Source organism: Methylobacterium sp. J-077, from assembly GCF_022829365.1.
In the GTDB taxonomy this organism is placed as follows: domain Bacteria; phylum Pseudomonadota; class Alphaproteobacteria; order Rhizobiales; family Beijerinckiaceae; genus Methylobacterium.
The window spans coordinates 58,233-73,837 of sequence record NZ_JAKSYJ010000230.1; the positions used below are offsets into that span (position 1 = coordinate 58,233).

Annotated in this window: 14 protein-coding genes; 9 read left to right on the forward strand and 5 right to left on the reverse strand. The window is 70.7% G+C overall.

Going from position 1 to position 15,605, the window contains the following annotated elements; translation table 11 throughout:
- The first annotated feature begins 109 nt into the window (after nucleotides 1-109).
- The 3 genes from MKL11_RS29020 (at nucleotide 110) to MKL11_RS29030 (ending at nucleotide 2,642) form a co-directional block, all read left to right on the forward strand.
- Nucleotides 110-1,726: a hybrid sensor histidine kinase/response regulator gene (locus tag MKL11_RS29020; protein WP_243950087.1), complete on the forward strand. Its 1,617-nt coding sequence runs from the start codon at nucleotides 110-112 to the stop codon at nucleotides 1,724-1,726.
- Between the two features lie 17 nt (nucleotides 1,727-1,743).
- The gene (locus tag MKL11_RS29025; protein WP_243950089.1) at nucleotides 1,744-2,058 is read left to right on the forward strand and encodes a plasmid stabilization protein; all 315 of its coding nucleotides are present in this window, start codon (nucleotides 1,744-1,746) and stop codon (nucleotides 2,056-2,058) included.
- Nucleotides 2,059-2,144: 86 nt separating this feature from the next.
- Entirely contained in the window at nucleotides 2,145-2,642 is a 498-nt protein-coding gene (locus MKL11_RS29030) for a GNAT family N-acetyltransferase (RefSeq protein ID WP_243950091.1), read from the forward strand.
- On the opposite strand, the gene MKL11_RS29035 is transcribed toward MKL11_RS29030, so the two are convergent.
- Both MKL11_RS29035 and MKL11_RS29040 read right to left on the reverse strand, forming a co-directional pair.
- Complete coding sequence (locus tag MKL11_RS29035; RefSeq protein ID WP_243950093.1) at nucleotides 2,611-3,507, reverse strand: ketopantoate reductase family protein; 897 nt, start codon at nucleotides 3,505-3,507, stop codon at nucleotides 2,611-2,613. The genes MKL11_RS29030 and MKL11_RS29035 overlap by 32 nt on opposite strands.
- Nucleotides 3,504-6,590: an FAD-binding and (Fe-S)-binding domain-containing protein gene (locus MKL11_RS29040; RefSeq protein WP_243950095.1), complete on the reverse strand. Its 3,087-nt coding sequence runs from the start codon at nucleotides 6,588-6,590 to the stop codon at nucleotides 3,504-3,506. Before MKL11_RS29040 ends, MKL11_RS29035 begins: the two co-directional genes overlap by 4 nt.
- A gap of 115 nt (nucleotides 6,591-6,705) precedes the next feature.
- Between MKL11_RS29040 and MKL11_RS29045 the strand changes: the two genes are divergently transcribed.
- The 6 genes from MKL11_RS29045 (at nucleotide 6,706) to rpmG (ending at nucleotide 12,159) form a co-directional block, all read left to right on the forward strand.
- Complete coding sequence (locus tag MKL11_RS29045) at nucleotides 6,706-7,044, forward strand: hypothetical protein (protein ID WP_243950097.1); 339 nt, start codon at nucleotides 6,706-6,708, stop codon at nucleotides 7,042-7,044.
- Nucleotides 7,045-7,182: 138 nt separating this feature from the next.
- On the forward strand, nucleotides 7,183-9,504 hold the full coding sequence (rnr, locus tag MKL11_RS29050) for a ribonuclease R (RefSeq protein WP_243950099.1): 2,322 nt from the start codon (nucleotides 7,183-7,185) through the stop codon (nucleotides 9,502-9,504).
- Nucleotides 9,505-9,527: 23 nt separating this feature from the next.
- Nucleotides 9,528-9,998 carry a DUF983 domain-containing protein gene (locus MKL11_RS29055; RefSeq protein ID WP_243950101.1) on the forward strand — a complete coding sequence of 157 codons (471 nt, stop codon included), beginning with the start codon at nucleotides 9,528-9,530 and terminating at the stop codon, nucleotides 9,996-9,998.
- Nucleotides 9,949-10,698, forward strand: a complete 750-nt coding sequence (locus tag MKL11_RS29060) for an NUDIX hydrolase (RefSeq protein ID WP_243950103.1) — start codon at nucleotides 9,949-9,951, stop codon at nucleotides 10,696-10,698. The genes MKL11_RS29055 and MKL11_RS29060 overlap by 50 nt, the downstream gene beginning before the upstream one ends.
- The gene (locus MKL11_RS29065; protein WP_243950105.1) at nucleotides 10,695-11,885 is read left to right on the forward strand and encodes an MFS transporter; all 1,191 of its coding nucleotides are present in this window, start codon (nucleotides 10,695-10,697) and stop codon (nucleotides 11,883-11,885) included. Before MKL11_RS29060 ends, MKL11_RS29065 begins: the two co-directional genes overlap by 4 nt.
- 106 nt (nucleotides 11,886-11,991) lie before the next feature.
- Complete coding sequence (rpmG, locus tag MKL11_RS29070; protein WP_058192064.1) at nucleotides 11,992-12,159, forward strand: 50S ribosomal protein L33; 168 nt, start codon at nucleotides 11,992-11,994, stop codon at nucleotides 12,157-12,159.
- 348 nt (nucleotides 12,160-12,507) lie between these two features.
- Here rpmG and MKL11_RS29075 read toward each other — a convergent pair whose 3' ends face one another.
- From MKL11_RS29075 to MKL11_RS29085, 3 genes are all read right to left on the reverse strand, one after another.
- Nucleotides 12,508-13,428: a LysR family transcriptional regulator gene (locus MKL11_RS29075; RefSeq protein ID WP_243950107.1), complete on the reverse strand. Its 921-nt coding sequence runs from the start codon at nucleotides 13,426-13,428 to the stop codon at nucleotides 12,508-12,510.
- 82 nt (nucleotides 13,429-13,510) lie between these two features.
- Complete coding sequence (locus MKL11_RS29080; RefSeq protein ID WP_243950108.1) at nucleotides 13,511-15,172, reverse strand: OFA family MFS transporter; 1,662 nt, start codon at nucleotides 15,170-15,172, stop codon at nucleotides 13,511-13,513.
- A gap of 137 nt (nucleotides 15,173-15,309) precedes the next feature.
- Nucleotides 15,310-15,603, reverse strand: a complete 294-nt coding sequence (locus tag MKL11_RS29085; protein WP_243950110.1) for a formate dehydrogenase subunit delta — start codon at nucleotides 15,601-15,603, stop codon at nucleotides 15,310-15,312.
- Nucleotides 15,604-15,605: the final 2 nt, after the last annotated feature.

Genomic DNA, 15,605 nt, shown 5'->3' on the forward strand with positions numbered 1-15,605 from the left:
ACATTGGTGCCATCGACAACCTCGATTGCCCCCTTAAAGTCGCAACGGGATATCGGTCTCGGGCCGGTATCCGCGCCATTCAAGTCCGAAAGAACTAAGACCGCGCGGCATGTCCGACTCTCCCGAAAAACCCCCCATCGGACCGGCCGCGGTGGTCAGAGACGGTGCGGCCAGTGATGTCGCCGACCGCAAGAGCGATATCTTCTTCGCCGCGGTGGAAACCACCCGGATGCCGATGATCGTCACCGATCCGCGCCAGCCGGACAATCCGATCATCTTCGCCAACCGGGCCTTCCTGGCGATGACCGGCTACACGCCGGAGGAGCTCATCGGTCGCAATTGCCGGTTCCTGCAGGGCCCGGAGACCGATCGCGAGACGGTCGATCAGGTCCGCTCGGCGATCGCGGAGAGGCGCGAATTCGCCACCGAGATCCTGAATTACCGCAAGAACGGCTCGACCTTCTGGAACGCCCTGTTCGTCTCGCCGGTGTACAATTCGGCGGGCGAACTGGTGTACTTCTTCGGCTCGCAACTCGACGTCTCGCGCCGGCGCGACGTCGAGGAGGCGTTGGGCCAAGCCCAGAAGATGGAGGCTTTGGGCCAGCTCACCGGCGGCATCGCGCATGATTTCAACAACCTGCTTCAGGTGATCGTCGGCTACGTCGACATCCTGGCCTCCGGGCTGGAGAAGCCGGATGCCGACCGCGCCCGGCTCGGGCGCGCCACCGACAACATCCGCCAGGCGGCCGAGCGTGCGACGACGCTGACGCAGCAGCTCCTGGCCTTCGCCCGCAAGCAGCGCCTGGATGGGCGTGCGGTCAACCTCAACATGCTGGTCGAGGGGATGCGCGAGATGGCCGCCCGCTCGGTCGGCGAGGTGGTGACGATCGAGCTGGATCTCGCCCGGGACCTCTGGAACTGCCGGGTCGACCCGACCCAGGCCGAGGTCGCGATCCTCAACGTGCTGATCAACGCCCGCGACGCGATGCCGGAGGGCGGCACCGTCCAAATCACCACTGCGAACACCGAGATCGCGGCGGGCGGCGAGATCGGGCCGCTGCGTCCCGGCCGCTACGTCAGCATCGCCATCCGGGATACCGGCACCGGCATTCCCCCGGCGGTGCTCGCCCGGGTGATGGACCCGTTCTTCACCACCAAGGAGGAGGGCAAGGGCACCGGGCTCGGCCTGTCGATGGTCTACGGCTTCGCCAAGCAATCGGGCGGCGCCGCCCAGATCGAATCGACGGTCGGCGCGGGCACGACGGTGCGCCTGTCTTTCCCGGCCACCGACGGCGACGCGCATGCCCCGTCCAAGGTCTCGCACCGGGCGGTGGACCGGCAGGGTACCGAGACGATCCTGATCGTCGACGACCGCGAGGACGTGGCCGAGCTCGCCCGCACTATCCTGCGGGATTTCGGCTACACGACGCTGATGGCCGGCAATGCCCGCGAGGCGCTGGAGATCCTGGATTCCAGCGAGCGCATCGATCTGCTGTTCACCGACCTGATCATGCCGGGCGGCATGAACGGCGTGCTGCTCGCCCGGGAGGCGCGTCGCCGCCAGCCCAAGCTCAAGGTCCTGCTCGCCACGGGCTACGCCGAGGCGAGCCTGGAGCGAACCGACATCGGCGGTTCGGAGTTTGACCTGCTCAACAAGCCGTACCGGCGCACGGACCTGGTCCGCCGCGTGCGGGCGATCCTCGACGGTCCGACCGGCGTAGGCTGAGCGTGAGGAGTGGCGCCATGGCGCAGGGCGACAAGGCGAAATACACCGCCAAGCAGAAGCGCAAGGCCGAGCACATCGCCGAGTCCTACGAGGCCCGCGGCGTGCCGGAGCCGGAAGCCGAGGCGCGGGCCTGGGCCACCGTCAACAAGGACGACGGCGGCGGCAAGAAGCCGGGCGGGTCGGGGCGCGGCAAGGCCACCGGCCATCCGGCGGCTCACAAAGGCGGCGCGACAGGGGGCAAGGCTTCCGCGAGCCGGACGCCGGAACAGCGCTCGGCCTCGGCGAAGAAGGCTGCGGCGACGCGCAAGGCGAATGCTGCGGCGAGCGCGTAAACGGATGGTCGAACCCGGACGTTTTTCAGTCGGCCCTGTGTTCCGTCACGGATGGCGATCGGTCAGCGGGATACTAAGCTCGACCGATGAGACACTATCTCGTTCGCGTTGCTAGCGAAGCCGATCGGCAGCTCTATCATGCGATCCGCCGAGCAGTCCTGTGGGAGGAACGCGGGCGTCAGGGCTACGACGATGCGCGTCCCGAGGAGCGTCTGTCCAACAACCATCGCCTACTGCTGACCTTCGACGGGCAGGGCATCGGCACGACCCGACTCGATGACCTGCGCGACGGCACGGGCCTCGTCAGGCTCGTTGCGGTTACGGGTGCCGTGCGCGGGCAAGGTCACGGGCGCATCTTGAACGCGATGGTGGAGAATTACGCGCGCGGGCTCGGCATCGGCACCCTGTTCGTCAACGCGGCGCCGAATGCCGAGGGTTTCTATGCGGCGACGGGATGGATGCGCTGCCGGAACAATGCGCCGGAACAACTCGGGCATACGGAACGCGGCGTGCAGATGATCAAGACTATCATTCGTCGCGATCCGGAATCCGTCAGCCTTCCTCCCGCCGCTCAACCAGCTTGACCAACGTGTACAGAATTCGGTTCGCTGACGTCGGGATGCCCAGCGCCGCGCCTTTCCGCACGACGTAACCGTTGAGGTGGTCGATCTCGCTGGGCCGGCCCCGGGCGAGGTCCTGGGCGGTGGAGGAGCGCTGGTCGGCCATGCCGGCGCTGAGGGCCAGCACCGTGTCGAGGATGTCGTCGGGCACCGTCACCCCCGAGGCGCGGGCCACCGCGACGCATTCCTGCACCACGTCGGTCATCGCCGCGATCACGCCCTCGCCCTGGACCAGGCGGCCGTAGGGCAGCTGGGTCAGGGCCGAGAGGGCGTTGTAGGCGCAGTTGAGGATCAGCTTGCCCCACAGCGCATCCACGGCGCGCTCCGACACGGTGGTCGGGATCCCGGCTGCATCGAACGCGGCGGCGATCGTCTGGCTCGCGTGGGAAGCGCCGAGCGCGAGGTCGCCCCTTCCGTTGTGGCGGACCTGGCCCGGCCCGACCATCTCGGTGGCGACATAGACCGCCACCGGCACCACGGGGCGCCCCAGCACGGCGGCGAGGCGCTCGGCATTGTCGACGCCGTTCTGCAGGCTGAGGATCGTGGTCGAGGGGCCGAGATGCGCCGCGATCGTCGCCCCGGCCGCTTCCGTGTCGCCCGACTTGACGCAGACCAACACCAGATCGGCCCCGGCGACGCCCTCGCCCGATACGGTCGCCTGGACGGGGACGGAGTCGCGCCCGGCCGCGCTCTCCAGCACCAGCCCGTCGGCCTCGACGGCCGCGACCAGGGCGGGGCGGCCAATCAGGGTGACCGCGTGGCCTGCCCGCGCGAGCAGGAACCCGTAATAGCAGCCGACCGCCCCGGCCCCGAGAACCGCGACCTTCATCGCGCCGAAGCCGCGGCGCGCGCGGGATGGAACGGCGCGGCGCCGACCGCGCTGGTGCGGAGATGGTCGAGCAGGGCCTGGACCGGGTGGCGCAGCCGGACGCCGTCGACCAGCTTCGCCTGGGACCGGCAGGAATAGCCGTCCGCCAGCAGGGTGCCGCCGGGGGCATCGGCCACGTGGCGGGCCCAGCTCAAGCCGTAGATCGCCGCGGAGGTGGCGCGGTGGCGCGCCTCATGGCCGTAGGTCCCGGCCATGCCGCAGCAGCCGGCGGCCAGCACGTCGAGCCGCAGCCCGAGATGGGCGAACACCGCCTGCCAGTCCCGGACCGCCCCGGGGGCGTTGGTCCGCTCGGTGCAATGGGGCAGCAGCCGCAGGGTCGCGCCGCCCTGACGGGGCGCGATCCGGTCGAGCTGGGTGGCGAGCCATTCCTGCAGCATCTGGACCTTGGGCAGGTCGTCGCCGCCGAGCGCCTGGGCGTATTCGGATCGATAGGTCAGCGTCATCGAGGGGTCGAGGCCGACCAGCGGCACGCCCGAGCGGGCGAGCGCCCGCAGCATCGCGGCGTTGGACCGCGCCACCGCAGCGAACCGGGCCAGGAAGCCGTGGACATGCAGCGGCTTGCCGTTCGGCCGGTAGGGCACGAGCCAGGGCTGGAAGCCGAGCGCGATCAGGAGCGCGCAGGCATCCACCACCAGGGTCGCCTCGAAATGGCTGGTGAAGGCGTCCTGCACCAGGAGCACCGCGCGCTCCCGCTCCGCCGGGGTGAGCCGGGCCAGCGCCTCCGGCGTCGCGGTGGCGACACCGAGGTGCGCGAGCCGCGCCTTCAGGCTGCCAAGCGACAGGGCCGGGATCTCGACCAGGCCGGCCTTGGCGAGCAGCATCCGGGCGAGCGGGTTGGCCAGGGCCGCGTTGCTCAGGCGCGGCATCCGGGCCGCCAGCGGCAGCAACGGCTCCAGAGCCGCCACCAGATGGTCCTTCAGGGGCCTGGCGTAGCGGGCGTGGTAGAGCGCGAGGAACTTGGCCCGGAAGGTCGGGACGTCGACCTTGATCGGGCAGGAGCCCGTGCAGGACTTGCAGGCGAGGCAGCCGTCCATCGCCTCTTTGACGGCGAGCGAGAAGTCGCCGTCGTCGGGGACGCGTCGGAAACCGCTCCGCAGGGTCGCAAGAACATCGGGCAGCCAGCCGGCGCGCTGGCGCTTCAGCTCCGCGGCCGGGTCGATCCCCGCCTGCGCGGCCAGGCGCAGCCACTCGCGCATCAGCGAGGCACGGCCCTTGGGCGAATGCCGCCGCTCCCGGGTCGCCTTCCAGGAGGGGCACATGGCGTCGTCGGCGTCGTAATTGAAGCAGGCGCCGTTGCCGTTGCAGTGCAGGGCCTCATCGAAATCCTGCCGGACCGGCGGCGGGATCGTGCGGTCCTGCTCGCCCCGGCGGGGCACGCCGTCGATCCGGGTGAGCGCGCCACCGCGCGCCGAGGCGATCTTGCCCGGGTTCATCCGGTCGCCCGGGTCGAAGGCGCGCTTGACCGCCTCCAGCGCCGGCATCAGCGGCCCGAAGGTCGCCGGCACGAATTCGGAGCGGAACCCCTTGCCATGCTCGCCCCAGAGCAGCCCGCCATACTTGGCGGTGAGCGCGACCACGCCCTCGGTGACCTCGCGGATCAGGGCGTTCTGGTTCGGGTCCTTCAGGTCGATCGCCGGGCGGACATGCAGCACGCCGGCATCGACATGGCCGAACATGCCGTAGCGCAAGCCCTTGGCGTCGAGCAGCGCCCGGAACTCGGCGATGAAGTCGGCGAGTCGCTCCGGCGGCACCGCGGTATCCTCGACGAAGGGGATCGGACGTGCATCCCCCTTGGCGGCGCCGAGCAGGCCCACCGCCTTCTTGCGCATGGTCCAGAGTTTTTCGATCGCGGCGCCGCGGGCGATGGTGAAGCCGAGGCGCTTGGTATCGGTGCCGCGCTCGGCCTCCAGCATGGCGGTGAGCCGCGCCAGGGCGTCGTCCACGGCCTGGGCATCGTCGCCGATGAACTCCACCAGGTTGATGCCGTGGACCGGACGCCCGCCGGGATCGTCCGGGAAGAAGGCCTGCACCTCGGCCCAGATCGGGTCCTTGCGGGCGAGGCCGAGGACGGTGGAATCGATGGTCTCCACGGAGGCCGCGCCGAACGGCAGCAGCGCCTGCGCATCGCGCAGGGCCGCATCGAAGTCGACGTAGGAGAGCGCCATCAGCACCGAGGCCTTCGGGATCGGCAGCACGTTGAGCCGCGCCTCGGCGATCAGCGCCAGGGTCCCCTCGGAGCCGCAGATCACGCTCTTGAGGTCGAAGCGACCCGCATCGTCGCGCAGGTGGGCAAGATCGTAGCCGGTGAGGCAGCGGTTGAGCTTGGGGAAGCGCTCGGCGATGAGCGCTGCGTTCTCGGTGACCACGGTGTCGACGGTGCGGTGGATTTCGCCGACGCGGTCGTTGCGCGCCTTGGCGGCGGCGAGCCCGGCCTCGTCCAGCGGCTCGGCGTCCCAGACCGTGCCGTCGGCGAGCACGCAGGTCAGGGCCAGGACGTGATCGCGCGTCTTGCCGTAGAGGCACGAACCCTGCCCGCAGGCGTCCGTGGAGATCATGCCCCCGATGGTGGCGCGGTTCGAGGTCGAGAGCTCCGGGGCGAAGAACAGGCCGTGTGCGGCCAGCGCCCGGTTGAGCTGGTCCTTCACCACCCCGGGCTCGACCCGGACGGTGCGGCGCGCGACGTCGATCTCCAGGATGCGGTTCATGTGCCGCGAGGTGTCGACCACGAGGCCGTGACCGAGCGACTGGCCGTTGGTGCCGGTTGCGCCGCCCCGGGGGCGGATCACGATCTCGGTGAAGCGCGGATCGTCCAGCAGCTTGGCGATCCGCACGAGGTCGTCGCGCGAGCGCGGGAAGGCCACGGCCCCCGGCTCGACCTGATAGATCGAGTTGTCGGTGGAAAAGACCGTGCGGTCGGCGGCCGAGACGGTGAGGTCGCCCGCGAAGCCGCGCAGGCGCAGCTCGGCGATCACCGCCTCGTAGAGCGGCACGGCCTCGGTGTGGCGGGTCAGGACCGGGATCATGCAGGCGTTCTACACCCGGCGGATCGGGAGGGAAGATCGGCGTTTATGTCACGGCGCCCCGGCGCAGGCTGGCACTCCGCTTGCCACAGCGGGCGGGATTGCGGAGCGGAAGCCCATGAACGCGAGCGTCGAACGGGTCCGGGATGCCCTGGCCGAACTGATCAAGGCCGCCCTCCTCTCCGACGACGGCAAGAGCCTCGCCTGCCGCGAGGCTGGGCGGGAAAAACTCGCCGGGCTGAAGGCCGACCCGCCGGAGGCCGAGAGCCTGCGCATGGACGGCGCCTGGATGCTGGCGATCCAGCAGGCAGAGACGCCGGAGCTGGCGGCCGAGGAAGGCCAAGTGAACCTGACCCTGCCGCGCGCCTGCCCGTTCACCCTGGACGAGATCCTGGCCCCCGGCTTCGATGTGGATCTGGCCGTCGACCGGATCCGCAAGTCCGCCTCGACCGGCTGAACGCGCCTGTTGAGGGCGCGGCGGCCGCCGTTGCCGCGGACCTGCCGGGACCCCATCTTGCAATGACGAGACCGAATCAGCGGTCCGGCGCCCGATCGCGGGCGCACACCTTTTTCGAGAACCGTCCGGCACCACCTTTTGGCACGACGCATCAGCGCAGAGGCGGTCGAGCCCGCCGCTCCCCCGCCCCTCCCCACCCGCGAGCAGATCCTCGCCTTCGTGGCCGAGGCGACCGAACCCGTCGGCAAGCGGGAGATCGCCAAGGCGTTCGGCATCAAGGGTGCCGCCAAGATCGACCTGAAACGCATCCTCAAGGAGATCGAGGAGGATGGCGCCATCGATCGCGGGCGCGGCGGCCTCGCGGCCGCGGGCCGCCTGCCTCCGGTGGTGCTCACCGATATCCGCTCGCGCGACCGGCACGGCGACTTCCTGGCGATCCCGGTGGAATGGACCGGCACCGGCAAGCCGCCGTCCATCGTGCTCGTCCAGCCGCGCGGCCCGCGCAAGGGCAGTCGGTCGGCCGCCGGGATCGGCGACCGCGCCCTCGTCCGGGTCGAGCGCGACGCCGAGGGCGGCTATACCGGCCGGGTCATCAAGGTCATCGGTAAGAACAAGGCCGAGATCATCGGCGTCTATCGCGCCGGCGCCCAGGGCGGCAGGATCGTGCCGGTGGAGAAGCGCTCGCAGGGCCGCGAGATCCTGATCCCGCCCGGCGAGGAGGGCCAGGCCCGGGACGGCGACCTCGTCAGCGTGTCGCTGGAGCGCGAGACGCGCTTCGGCCTGCCGCGGGGCCGGGTCCGGGAGCGACTCGGCTCGCTCGGCTCCGAGAAGGCCGTAAGCCTGATCGCGCTCCACCTGCACAACATCCCGCACGTTTTTTCGGACGCGACCCTGGCCGAGGCCGATGCCGCAGCACCCGCCACGCTGAAGGGCCGCGAGGATTGGCGCGAGCGGCCGCTGCTGACCATCGATCCACCCGACGCCAAGGACTACGACGACGCGGTGATGGCGGAACCCGATCCCGACCCGGCCAATCCCGGCGGCTTCATCGTCACCGTCGCCATCGCGGATGTCGCGGCCTATGTCCGCCCCGGATCGAGCCTCGACCGCGAGGCGCTGGAGCGGGGCAACTCGGTCTACTTCCCCGACCGGGTCGTGCCGATGCTGCCGGAGCGGATCTCGAACGACCTCTGCTCCCTGCGCGAGGGCGAGGACCGCCCGGCCATCGCGGTCCGGATGGTGATCGCCGCCGACGGCGTGAAGCGCCGCCACACGTTCCACCGGGTGATGATGCGCTCCCGGGCCAAGCTCGCCTACGCGCAGGCACAGGCTGCGATCGACGGCCAGCCGGACGCCGCGACGGGGCCGCTGCTGGAGACGGCGCTCCGCCCACTCTGGACGGCCTACGCGGCCCTGCGCGAGGCCCGGGACCGCCGCGGTCCGCTCGCCCTCGACCTGCCCGAGCGCAAGGTGCTGCTGTCGCCCGAGGGCGCGGTCGACCGGGTGATCGTGCCGGAGCGCCTCGACGCGCACCGGCTGATCGAGGAGTTCATGATCCAAGCCAACGTCGCTGCGGCCGAGACCCTGGAGGCGGCCAAGCAGGCGCTGATCTACCGGGTGCACGACGAGCCGGCGCAGGAGAAGATGCAGGCGCTCGGCGAGGTCCTGGCCTCGGTCGGCATCAAGCTGCCCAAGGAAGGGGCGCTGCGCCCCGCCTTGTTCAACCGAATCCTCGGCTCGGTGGCGGGCAGCGAGCACGCGACCTTCATCAACGAGGTGGTGCTGCGCTCCCAGGCCCAGGCCGTCTACGCCGCCGAGAATCTCGGCCATTTCGGGCTGAACCTGCGCCGCTACGCGCATTTCACCTCGCCGATCCGGCGCTACGCCGATCTGATCGTCCACCGGGCGCTGATCACCGCCTGCCGCCTCGGCTCCGACGGGCTGCCGCCGGAGGTGTCGCTGGGCGAGCTCGCCCAGATCGGCGAGCAGATCTCGGCGGCCGAACGCCGGGCCATGGCGGCGGAGCGCGAGACCATCGACCGGCTGATCGCCTACCATCTGGTCGACCGGATCGGCGCGACCTTCGCGGGCCAGATCGCGGGCGTCACCAGGTCGGGCCTGTTCATCAAGCTCGACGAGACCGGGGCGGACGGGTTCGTGCCGATCTCGCAGCTCGGCGCCGATTATTTCCGCCACGAGGAGGCCCGCCACGCCCTGGTGGGCGAGCGCAGCGGCGAGACCTTCCGGCTCGGCGACCGCGTCGAGGTCCGCTTGGTCGAGGCCGCCCCGGTGGCGGGCGCGCTCCGCTTCGAATTGCTCAGCGCGGGGAAGACCCGCGCCGGGTCCGGAAAGGACTGCGGCGGCCGGAAGCCCGGCGGCCGCCCGTTCAAGGCGGCGCCGTCGGGGCGCCCGCCCGGCATCCGCAACTCAGGGACGCGCCATCGCGGCTCGCGCCGGTGACCCGGCCGGTGTAGACCCTGGACATGGCCACCGACGCGATTCCCGTGCGCACCCGCCTGATCCCCGCGATGGCGCGCGGCTTCGTCGGCCGCTGCCCGCATTGCGGCCAGGGCCGGATCTTCGGGCGCTTCCTCAAGGTGCGCCCGGATTGCGAAGCCTGTGGCCTGGAACTGCACCACCATCGCGCCGACGACCTGCCGCCCTACGTGGTGATCTTCATCGTGGCCCACGTGGTCGGATACCTGATCTTGGAGACCGAGACCCATTACGACGTCCCCCTCTGGATCGAGATGGGGGTCTGGCCGGTCTTCACGTTGCTGTTCGCCCTCGGGTTGCTCCAGCCGGTCAAGGGGGCCGTCGTCGGGTTGCAATACGCCCTTGGCATGCACGGCTTCGCCACGTTACCGCGGGGCCGCCCCGTTTCGGGGTTGAAGGAGACGCGCCTTGCCGCAGCCGGAGCCGCAGCAGGAATCCGAGATCCCAGCCAGCCCTGAACGGACCCCGTCGCCGGCGCGCCTGCGCCCGCGGGACGCCGCGACCCTGATCGTGCTGGACCGGCGCGGCAAGGGCGGCCCGAAGGTCCTGATGGGTCGGCGAAACCCCAAACTCGCCTTCATGCCGGGGCAGTTCGTGTTCCCGGGCGGCCGGATCGAGCTCGGCGACCGCCACATGCCGGTGGCCGGCGCCCTGCCCGATTACGCCGAGGCCGCGCTGACCCGCCAGGTCTCCCGGCCGCCGCACCATCTCGGCCGGGCGCTGGCGCTCGCCGCCACCCGCGAGACCTACGAGGAGACCGGCCTGCTGCTCGGCACGCGCGAGCACGGCGCCCCCGAGACCGCCCCGGCGGGCTGGGAAGCCTTCGCCCGCCACGGGATCCTTCCGGATCTTGAGGCTCTGCACCTCGTGGCCCGGGCAATCACCCCGCCCAAGCGCGTGCGCCGGTTCGACACGCGCTTCTTCGCCGTGGACCGCCGCTTGGTTGCGGCCGAGGAGCCGGGCCGGGTGAGCCCGGAGGCCGAGTTCACCGAGCTTGCCTGGGTCCGCCTCGACGCCGCGCGCAAGCTCGACCTGCCGTTCATCACCCGCGCCGTCCTGGACGACCTCGAGGCGCAGATCGCCGTCGATTTCGCGCCCTACCGGATGATCCCCTTCCACTACGAGCGCTACGGCCGCCGCGAACGGGTTGCTTTGTGAATGTGTCCGAGAGGCCGGACCGGATCGTCGCGGGGAGCGGGATCGGGCCGGACACCGTGGCGGCGATCACCGCCGCCATCGCGTGCGTCACGGTGGTCGGGATCGGCCTCAGCCTGTCGATCCCGCTCCTGTCGATCGAGTTGGAGCGGCGCGGCGCGTCGAGCACCTTGATCGGGCTCAACACCGCGATCGCCGGCGTAGCCAGCATCTGCACGGTGCCGTTCGTGCCGCGGCTCGCGTCCCGGATCGGCGTCGCGAGGCTCCTGTGCCTGGCGCTGATCGTAGGGGCGGCGAGCCTCGCGGCCTTCCCGATGGTTCCGGGCATCGCCCTGTGGTTCCCCCTGCGCTTCGTGTTCTCGATGACGCTGGGCGCGCTGTTCGTGCTGTCCGAGTACTGGATCAACGCGGCAGCCCCGCCGGAGCGCCGGGGCTTGGTGATGGGCATCTACGCCACGGTGCTGGCGGCCGGCTTCGCGGTCGGCCCGGCCCTGCTGGCGCTGGTCGGCACCGAGGGGCTGGCGCCGTACCTGACCGGCGCCGCTTTGATGCTGGCCGGCGGCCTGCCGATCGTCCTCGCCCGGGGCCTGTCGCCGACCATCGCGCACGGCTCCGGCCGCAGCATCCTCGCCTACCTGCGCTTCGCCCCCGGGGCGCTGCTCGCCGCCCTCGCCTACGGGGCGGTCGAGACCGGGATCTTCGCGATCCTGCCGCTCTACGGGCTGCGCCTGGGCTACGACGCGCAGGGCGCGGCCGGCCTCGTCAGCCTGATCGCGCTCGGCAACGTGCTGTTCCAGATCCCGTTCGGCTGGCTTGCCGACCGCTTCGACCGGCGCGCGGTGCTGCTCGGCGCGAGCCTCGGCGGCGCGGCGGGCTCGGCCCTGATCCCGCTGGCCTCCGGATCGCCTGTGGCGCTCGGCCTCGTCCTGTTCGCCTGGGGCGGCATCGCCGGCACCCTCTACACGGTTGGCCTGACCACCCTGGGCGACCGGGTACCGGCCTCCGACCTCGCGGGCGCCAACGCGGCCTTCGTGGTTCTGTACAATGTCGGCCTGATGCTGGGGCCGCCCCTGATCGGCGGCGGCCTCGATCTCGTGCCGCCGCATGGCTTCGCGTGGGCGCTGCTCGCCCTGTTCCTGGCCTTCTCGGCGACCCTCGCCACGATGGAGCGCTCCGCCGCCCGGTCTTGACCTAACCGACCCGATCGGGCATTGACCCGCCCGTATTCGGCCGGGCTTTCCCGGCCATTTGCGTTTCGCTCACGCGGAATGCCGCACCCTGCAGGAGCGCCGCGCCATGGCCAAGGCCGTCACCGTCAAGATCAAGCTCATCTCCACCGCCGACACCGGCTATTTCTACGTCACCAAGAAGAACTCCCGCACGCAGACCGAGAAGCTGACGATGCGCAAGTACGATCCGGTGGCGCGCAAGCACGTCGACTTCAAGGAAACCAAGATCAAGTAAGGCTTCAGGCGGCCCTCAGGCCCCAGCCGATCCGAAGAGCCGCTCCGGGGACGGGGCGGCTTTTTCTATGCGCGTTAGGATCCGTCCTCCGGCGGTCGGCCCCAGCCCAGCGCCGCACCTTAGTGTGGCCGCGATTCGGGCGCTGCCTGACGCCGCGCCGGGATTCGCATCCCCCGCATTGGCCGGACCGGTCATTGGAGCGCGCACACGATGTCGAAAATGCTGCTGACGATGGTGATCGTCCTGGCGGTTCTCGCGGCCCGCATCGTCCTCAAGCTGCCGCTGCTGCCGTACCGCGCCGCTCGCGGCCTCTGGCGGAGCCTGTCGGCGCCGGCCTAAGCGCACGCCTCACGCGCCCGGCGCCCCCCCGGACAGCTGAGGATCGAGCGTCCGCGCCAGGGTCCGGGCGATGGCGACGAGGGCGGTGACCATCGGGGTCGAGGGCTCCCGGCGCGGGGCGACCAGACCGATCGTGTGCTCCAGGTCCGGCGCGGTGATCGGGATCGCCCGCACCCCCGCCATCGGCCCGAGGGCATCGACCAGGATCTCCGGCATGATCGAGGCCCAGCGCAGGCTGCGCACATGGGTCATCAGCACGATCATCGAGTTCGATTCGAGGGTCGCGACCGGCTCCGCGCCCGATTCTCGGATCTGCTGGTCGATGATCCGCCGGTTCTGCATGTTCGGGGTCAGCAGGCAGAGCGGCAGGCGGCCGGTCTCGGCCCAGGTGACGCTGCTGCGGCCGTCGAACGGACCGCCATCGGCCGTCACCAGCCGGTAGCGCTCCCGGTAGAGCGGCACCGACACGACCCGGCCCAGGGGCTCGTTGTCGAGGTAGGTCAGCCCGGCATCGGCCTCCAGGTTCTCGATCAGCGAGAAGATGTCGGCCGAGGCGGCGGATTCGACCGTGAGCCGCACGTCCGGGTGGCGCTCGCCATACGGGGTGGTGAGGCTCACGATCATCGGCAGAGCCGTGGGGATCGCGGCGATGCGCAGATGCCCGGTCAGGCCCCGGCGCAGGCCCGTGACCTCCTCGTGCATCGCCCGCGCGTCGGCGACGATGCGGCGGGCCCATTCGAGGACTCGCTCGCCCTCCGGGGTGAAACCCTGGAAGCGCGAGCCGCGCAGCACGAGCTGCACGCCGAAGCGGTTCTCCAGCTGCTTCACGCCGGCTGAGAGTGTCTGCTGCGTCACCCCGCAGGTCTCGGCCGCATGGCCGAAATGCTGCTCGCGGGCGAGCGCGAGCAGGAAGTCGAGCTTGTCGATCACGGAGGCCTTCCGAACCACTCATGCCGGCACGCAGTGGCATGCCAGAAGGTAATCACCTGCTTGGCCAGCCACAACAGGTCGCTCAGCGGAACAGGATGAACGCCTTCGACAGGGTGATGCCGATGCCCCAGAGGATCGGGATGCCGACCACCGCCCAGGCGAGCGCGGCCCCGGGACTGAGCCCGCCGCGGCCGATGCCGAACGAGCCCGACGACCGGACGGCGGCGGCACCGGCCCGGGCGTCGAGGGTGGCACGCTCGGCATCGGACATGAACCAGCGTCCCGCGAGCGGCCGGATCAGCAGGTTGCAGACGAAGCCAGCGGCGAGGAACGCGGCCAGCACGTACATGGTCCGCCCGTAGAGATCGGCGCCCTGAACCCCGGCGGCGGCCTGGGCCTCCCGGATCTTGGTGACCACGAACGGCCCGACGATGCCTGCGGTCGACCAGGCCGTGAGCAGACGCCCATGGATCGCGCCCACGAACTGCGTCCCGAACACGTCGGCGAGGTAGGCGGGGATCGTCGCGAAGCCGCCGCCATACATGGACAGGATCACGCAGAAGAAGGCGACGAACAGCGCCTGCGAGCCGATCCCGGCGGCCCAGGGGGCGGCGGCGTAGAGCACGCCGCCCAGCGCGAAGAAGATGGCGTAGGTCACCTTGCGGCCGATCCGGTCCGACAGCGAGGCCCAGAAGAACCGGCCCAGGATGTTGAACAGCGACAGCAGGCCGACGAAACCGGCCGCGATCGCGGCGATCTGGGTCTTCTGGCCGGACTCGAGGGCGGAGAAGCCGGTGCCGGGCAGCCCGATCAGGGCGCCCCCGAAGATCTCCTGGAGCATCGGCGAAGCCAGCGCCAGCACGCCGATCCCGGCCGATACGTTGAGGCAGAGCACCAGCCAGATCATCCAGAACTGGACAGTCTTGTGCGCGTCCCGGAGATGGACGTGACCCGAGGCGATCATGGCGTTCCTGGCGGCGGGCGGCGTCCACCCGTCCGGCTGCCAGCCCGCCGGCGGGACCCGGTAGCCGAAGGCGCCGCCCAGCATGAACACGCAGTAGCCGAGGCCCATGACCGCCAGCGTCTGCCAGACACCGGCGGACTCGGCGCTCCGGAAGGTCTTGATCAGGCCGTCGGCGAGCGGCGAGCCGATCATCGCGCCGCCGCCGAAGCCCATGATCGCCATGCCGGTGGCCATGCCGCGCCGGTCGGGGAACCACTTGATCAGCGTCGAGACCGGAGAGATGTAGCCGAGCCCCAGACCGATGCCACCGATCAGCCCCATGCCAAGCCAGACCAGCCAGAGCTGGTGGAGGTAGACGCCCAGCGCGCCGATCAGGAAGCCGCCGCCCCAGCACAGCGCCGCCGCGATGCCGGCCTTGCGCGGGCCCGCCCGCTCCAGCCAGCCGCCGAACAGGGCGGCCGAGAGACCGAGCATGACGATGCCGATCGAGAAGACGATGACGAGGTCGCTGACGCGCCAGTCGCAGGTGGTGGTGAACAGGGCCGTCATCACGCCCATGTCGGGGCAGGCGGCGGGGGCGGGCTGGCCGACGGACAGCGCCCGGGTCAGCGGCAGCCAGAACACCGACAGCCCGTAGGACATGCCGATGCAGAGATGGATCGCCAGGGCCGCGGGCGGGACCAGCCAGCGGTTGAAGCCCGGTTTGGCGACGATACGCTCACGGGACAGCCAGCCGTGATCGCTCCCGGGCGCGACCGCGCCCGCCAGTTCTGAACGCATCGAGACTTCCTCCGGGCAAGACTTCGTTGCTTGAGTCATGCCACGGGGAAAGCCTAACCGCTCTGCCTGCCGGGTACCAGTACGCGGCGCGGTCGAGCGCGCGATCTCATCCGCTCATCGACAGCGCGGATTACCGATCAGCCGGCGTCGCTGGCGCCCTCACCGAGCTTCTGCGGATCGCGGGTCGCCGGGCGCACGGGGCTCTCGGCCTGGGGCTCCGCACCGCGCAGGGCCTGCTGAACCAGTCTGTCGGCCCGCTCGCCCATCTCCGGCAGGGCGGCCTCGAGCTTCGAGACCATCTTGGGCGTCCAGAACGCCGTGATGTGCTTGTGCACTCCGGCCACCGCCTCGTCCTCCGGGTAGGACCGGAAGAACGTGGCGATCTGGTTCGCCATCCGGAGGAGCTTGTCTTCCTGGGTCTGCGCGCTCATCG